Consider the following 3,880-nt stretch of genomic DNA (forward strand, 5'->3'; position numbering starts at 1 on the left):
CATTTCTAAAGTCTCGTAATGCGCGAATGCGATAAACCTTACGCAAATAAATTTCATCTATTTCATCAGTCAGTTCGTATTTCTTTTCCATAGTGACAGCCTCTTAATGCATGCTTTGTCTTTTAAGCTCTTGAGACAGCAGCCCAATGCCTTTTGTGGTAATTTTTGCGCAAGGAATGACTTTTTCTATTCCACTGGCGGTTTGAAGTGTGATGGTTGGACAATCCATAAGTTGCTTTTGGATTTTGTCTTGATAAGGGAGTAAATTTCCACCTGCTGCACGTCTATAAACCCAACCTTTTTGCTGTAAGAATTGAATGAATTGTTTTGGTTGCATTTCGAGGATTTTCGCGGCTTCTGTAAGACCAAAGAGCCCATTATGACGCTGTAAACTTTCAAGTGCCATGGCTTTTGGTGTTAAATCTTCAATGATGGTGTCTTTTTGATCTATTTGACCTTGCAAATAATTCAAAAATCCAATCATAGCTTTTGGACTTGAATAATCGATTTGTGGTGTTACTGCTTGCTTTGCACGCCGTTCACATTCTATAAAATACTCTCTGGCTTCATGCCCTTTGTCATTACGCTCTATCATCGAAAGGTGCTTAGCCATATCTAATGTGAGGTAGTATTCTACGCTTGGGCGCCCACCTTGGGGTTTTACTAAATTTTTAGTAAAACTTATAAAGTCTTGATTTTCTCGAAAATTACATTCTTTAATACGGTTAACAATCCAGTCATTAAAGCGGGCTTTTACTTCTAAAAAAGCATGCAGATCACGTGCATTTACTGTTTGAACAGTTTCGTTTTTAATTGTGTTGTGCTGAATGGCAATAAGCTTTTCCATTACAAACCTCATTTTAGGGGATTAAAGGGGGGCGCTTTTTAAACGCCCTTCAGAATTTAAAGCACATCACATGGACGCAAACGGTGTTGTTGTTCGTAAGAACCATACATTGCATCGTCATATTCACGCTGTTTTATATCGTCTAAAAAAAAACCGTATGCTGTGCTGTGTAAAATAAAGTCATGAGGTATGTTTCCGTTGAAACACTGTTCTTCACGTTCTCTAAGATAAAATTCCGCGATATCTTCAGAAATGTCTTCACAACTATTCTCAGAAGGATTTATACGAAAGATTTGGATTGCATCATCTGTTTCGTCAATAATTTTTAGAATTTGGCTTTCATCAAGTGGTCCAGACTCTGCAATGTTTTGATCATCATCGTAGGTAACTAATAAAATTTCATCAGAATTAATAAGAATTGGCTTTTCCATAATTTCTCTTCCCTAACGCCTCTTGGCAATTGCTGGTTTGTGGTTTATAAAAATAAGATACGTTTATCGTAATTAAATGTCAATATAAAAAATTACGATAAACGTATTTTTTATATTGATAATCCACATGATTATTTATTATCTTAAAATTTAAATGGGGAATTTATGTTGGACCGTGAAAGAAATGAACAACTATCTGTAATGTTAAATAAATTAACAGAAAGTGAAAAAATAGCTTTTATAGATTTCGTGCTGCAAGCAAAGATTTTAAAAGATCCTCGACAATTTTTTTTTCAGAATCATTTGCTTGAGAATACAAATAAAGAAAATCATCAGAACAAAATCCGGAGACAGGTGAAGAATCCTTAAAAAACTCCATAATTTTAACAAGCTCATCAGCTTTAACGTCTCTCATTTCTTTATTAGGGTCAAGATTGACAATATTAGATATAGCTGGTCTGCGTACTCCAAGATGGGCTGCGAGTTTTGCTTGGCTGCCACGGCCCATTTTATCGAGTTCTTGCTTTATCCAAATTTTTAGCTCTCTTTGTTTAACCATACTCGAGTTATTTATCATTTTTAAAAACCTTACAATATTAAAAAACATAAAAATACGTTTATCGTATTGACTAAATATTTCTTATATCGTATTTTATTGGCTATGATAAATACATATACAGAAACAGCAAAGCTTATAATTACATATCTTGGTGGACATCATAAGGTTGCAAATATCATTAATCGCAATGTTATTGTGGTTAGAAAATGGGCGTATTCTCTTGAAAAACGCGAAGGTAAGGGTGGAATTATTCCGGCTAAATATCAAGTGATGCTTTTAAACTATGCTCATAAACACAACATTGATTTGCGACCTGAAGATTTTTTCTATCCTAAGCGTTTGCAAGATTTGATGAAAGAAGAAAAAGCAACGCTCTCAACGCCTTCTTTTGTCAACGGTTTCAGTTTGAGTGAAAAGCCGTGTGAACAAAATAAGATGGTACAACCTCAATATGAAGAAAGGAAATAAAGATGGATTCCAGTTGGGCGACGATGATTGTGTTTTTTATAGTCAATGTAATCATGTTTTTTTCTGGCTTTTATGTCTTTCGTAAAAAAATACAAAACTTATCTTATACTTTTCATATTTTAGAAGATTCAACAAAAGAAATGCATTTTCCAGATGGCAGCACAATTGTTTTTAGCGATTCTGATTGGGATTTTTCTCTTGATGAAAATGATAATTTAATAGCTAAAAGTGCTTTAGGACCATCATTGTCTATAAAGGCATATAGTAATGCGCACGGTTTCAAAAAACATTTCATAGATAGTTTACAGAAATACACACAATCTGCGCATTTAGTGCAATGAGATAAGATAGAAAAACGCTTATAAGAGAAAGTAGTGAATTTGATTATTTTTAGTTCCAATGAAATTGGAATATTAGTCATCACAAAAGGAACCAAGATAAAAATGAGGTTTAAGTGTTTTGGTCGGATAATTTGGAGAAGTGTGTTCTACAATGATATTAATGGGTTGTATTTCAGATGGGTTATGCATTTTAAAAATGAGTAAAAATGTCAGTTCGCTTTCACTCTCAATACTAAATAAATTATACCATTCATTTTGGATTGGGTTGAGTTTAGGGGTTATCAAGTTGACGTGTTTTTTTTGCGTTTTAATGAAAATATTTTCTTTTTGTTTATGCAGTTCTAGGCCGGATTTAGGATATGAAACATGAGCAAATTCAAAGGGACTTTTTTTATCTATCCATATATAATTCAATCTAATCATTTGTTTTGTAGGATTATAGAAGGTTACGTGTAAATGAACCAATGATTCTGGGAGTATCTTAAATTCTCGTTTCTTTGATGGAATAACACTATCACTTCTTGGTTGAGAAATAGATTTAAGTTCCAATTTTGGTCCTAGTTTTCGTTCTTCCTGTTCTTTGTACTTAGTGTAAATTGAAAAAATTGTATGTGCAAAATTAATAAGAACAGAAGAAATAGAAAACAATTTAGACACTACTTGAGGCATTTTTCCCCCCATTTCGAAAATAATTACCGTTGAACGGCTTTGTAAAAATAATTTTTAATGGAATAGCAAATGACTAAGACGATTCTCTATCTTGATCTAGGTGCTAAGACAGGCTGGGCGATATGTTCCAAAGGGCATGCGCCTGAAGATGACAACGAAGCAGATGCTTTGGCAATTTTATATTTAAAGAAAGAAGGGGGCGCGCATGTCTAATGGTATGCCATGGATAAGATTCCATTTGTATGACTGGATAAGTGGTACAGACGGAATGACGTTAGAGCAAAGGGGCGCTTATATGACGCTTCTCGTTCGCATGTACGATAAAAAAGCACCAATTAAAGAAGATTTTGAAACGCTTGCACGTGCTTGCAATTGTTCGCAGAAAAAATTTGCAGCTATTGTCGAATACTTAATAAAAAATGATAAACTTATCCAAAAAGATGATGGGTTGTGGAATACGCGTGTTGAAAAAGAATTAAAAGAAGCTGCTTTTACTCAAGAGCAGGAGGGCAACTATGACGAATAAATTGCCTTGGGTACGTAATTTTTATCAAGAATGGATTAT

Annotated in this window: 8 protein-coding genes; 4 read left to right on the forward strand and 4 right to left on the reverse strand. The window is 33.9% G+C overall.

What is annotated here, in order from left to right; genetic code table 11:
- Nucleotides 1–103: 103 nt before the first annotated feature.
- The 3 genes from PVV65_RS09200 to PVV65_RS09210 all read right to left on the reverse strand — a co-directional run bounded on the left by PVV65_RS09200 (nucleotide 104) and on the right by PVV65_RS09210 (nucleotide 1,855).
- Complete coding sequence (locus PVV65_RS09200; RefSeq protein WP_273789961.1) at nucleotides 104–847, reverse strand: antA/AntB antirepressor family protein; 744 nt, start codon at nucleotides 845–847, stop codon at nucleotides 104–106.
- A gap of 56 nt (nucleotides 848–903) precedes the next feature.
- A complete protein-coding gene (locus PVV65_RS09205; RefSeq protein ID WP_273789962.1) occupies nucleotides 904–1,278 on the reverse strand; it encodes a hypothetical protein in 375 nt (124 codons plus the stop codon).
- Nucleotides 1,279–1,516: 238 nt separating this feature from the next.
- Nucleotides 1,517–1,855 (reverse strand): helix-turn-helix transcriptional regulator, encoded by a 339-nt coding sequence (locus PVV65_RS09210; protein WP_273755801.1) that lies wholly within the window; start codon nucleotides 1,853–1,855, stop codon nucleotides 1,517–1,519.
- Nucleotides 1,856–1,939: 84 nt separating this feature from the next.
- On the opposite strand from PVV65_RS09210, the gene PVV65_RS09215 reads away from it, so the two are divergent.
- Together PVV65_RS09215 and PVV65_RS09220 are read left to right on the forward strand one after the other, a co-directional pair.
- Nucleotides 1,940–2,305: a hypothetical protein gene (locus tag PVV65_RS09215; RefSeq protein ID WP_273755800.1), complete on the forward strand. Its 366-nt coding sequence runs from the start codon at nucleotides 1,940–1,942 to the stop codon at nucleotides 2,303–2,305.
- Between the two features lie 2 nt (nucleotides 2,306–2,307).
- Nucleotides 2,308–2,646, forward strand: coding sequence for a hypothetical protein (locus PVV65_RS09220; RefSeq protein WP_273721938.1), 339 nt, complete (start codon nucleotides 2,308–2,310; stop codon nucleotides 2,644–2,646).
- A gap of 72 nt (nucleotides 2,647–2,718) precedes the next feature.
- Here the strand turns inward: PVV65_RS09220 and PVV65_RS09225 are convergent, their stop codons facing one another.
- Nucleotides 2,719–3,315, reverse strand: a complete 597-nt coding sequence (locus PVV65_RS09225; protein WP_273789963.1) for a hypothetical protein — start codon at nucleotides 3,313–3,315, stop codon at nucleotides 2,719–2,721.
- A 69-nt stretch (nucleotides 3,316–3,384) separates the two neighbouring features.
- Between PVV65_RS09225 and PVV65_RS09230 the strand changes: the two genes are divergently transcribed.
- Together PVV65_RS09230 and PVV65_RS09235 are read left to right on the forward strand one after the other, a co-directional pair.
- Nucleotides 3,385–3,528, forward strand: a complete 144-nt coding sequence (locus tag PVV65_RS09230) for a hypothetical protein (RefSeq protein ID WP_273789965.1) — start codon at nucleotides 3,385–3,387, stop codon at nucleotides 3,526–3,528.
- The gene (locus PVV65_RS09235; protein WP_273789964.1) at nucleotides 3,521–3,841 is read left to right on the forward strand and encodes a YdaU family protein; all 321 of its coding nucleotides are present in this window, start codon (nucleotides 3,521–3,523) and stop codon (nucleotides 3,839–3,841) included. The genes PVV65_RS09230 and PVV65_RS09235 overlap by 8 nt, the downstream gene beginning before the upstream one ends.
- The last annotated feature ends 39 nt before the right edge of the window (nucleotides 3,842–3,880 follow it).

Source organism: Bartonella sp. ML70XJBT (assembly GCF_028618425.1).
In the GTDB taxonomy this organism is placed as follows: domain Bacteria; phylum Pseudomonadota; class Alphaproteobacteria; order Rhizobiales; family Rhizobiaceae; genus Bartonella.

What these genes read in the sequence shown, in the direction of transcription:
- PVV65_RS09200 (WP_273789961.1), bottom strand. Translation starts at nt 847, where the DNA reads ATGGAAAAGCTTATTGCCATTCAGCACAACACAATTAAAAACGAAACT.
- PVV65_RS09205 (WP_273789962.1), bottom strand. Translation starts at nt 1,278, where the DNA reads ATGGAAAAGCCAATTCTTATTAATTCTGATGAAATTTTATTAGTTACC.
- PVV65_RS09210 (WP_273755801.1), bottom strand. Translation starts at nt 1,855, where the DNA reads ATGATAAATAACTCGAGTATGGTTAAACAAAGAGAGCTAAAAATTTGG.
- PVV65_RS09215 (WP_273755800.1), top strand. Translation starts at nt 1,940, where the DNA reads ATGATAAATACATATACAGAAACAGCAAAGCTTATAATTACATATCTT.
- PVV65_RS09220 (WP_273721938.1), top strand. Translation starts at nt 2,308, where the DNA reads ATGGATTCCAGTTGGGCGACGATGATTGTGTTTTTTATAGTCAATGTA.
- PVV65_RS09225 (WP_273789963.1), bottom strand. Translation starts at nt 3,315, where the DNA reads ATGCCTCAAGTAGTGTCTAAATTGTTTTCTATTTCTTCTGTTCTTATT.
- PVV65_RS09230 (WP_273789965.1), top strand. Translation starts at nt 3,385, where the DNA reads ATGACTAAGACGATTCTCTATCTTGATCTAGGTGCTAAGACAGGCTGG.
- PVV65_RS09235 (WP_273789964.1), top strand. Translation starts at nt 3,521, where the DNA reads ATGTCTAATGGTATGCCATGGATAAGATTCCATTTGTATGACTGGATA.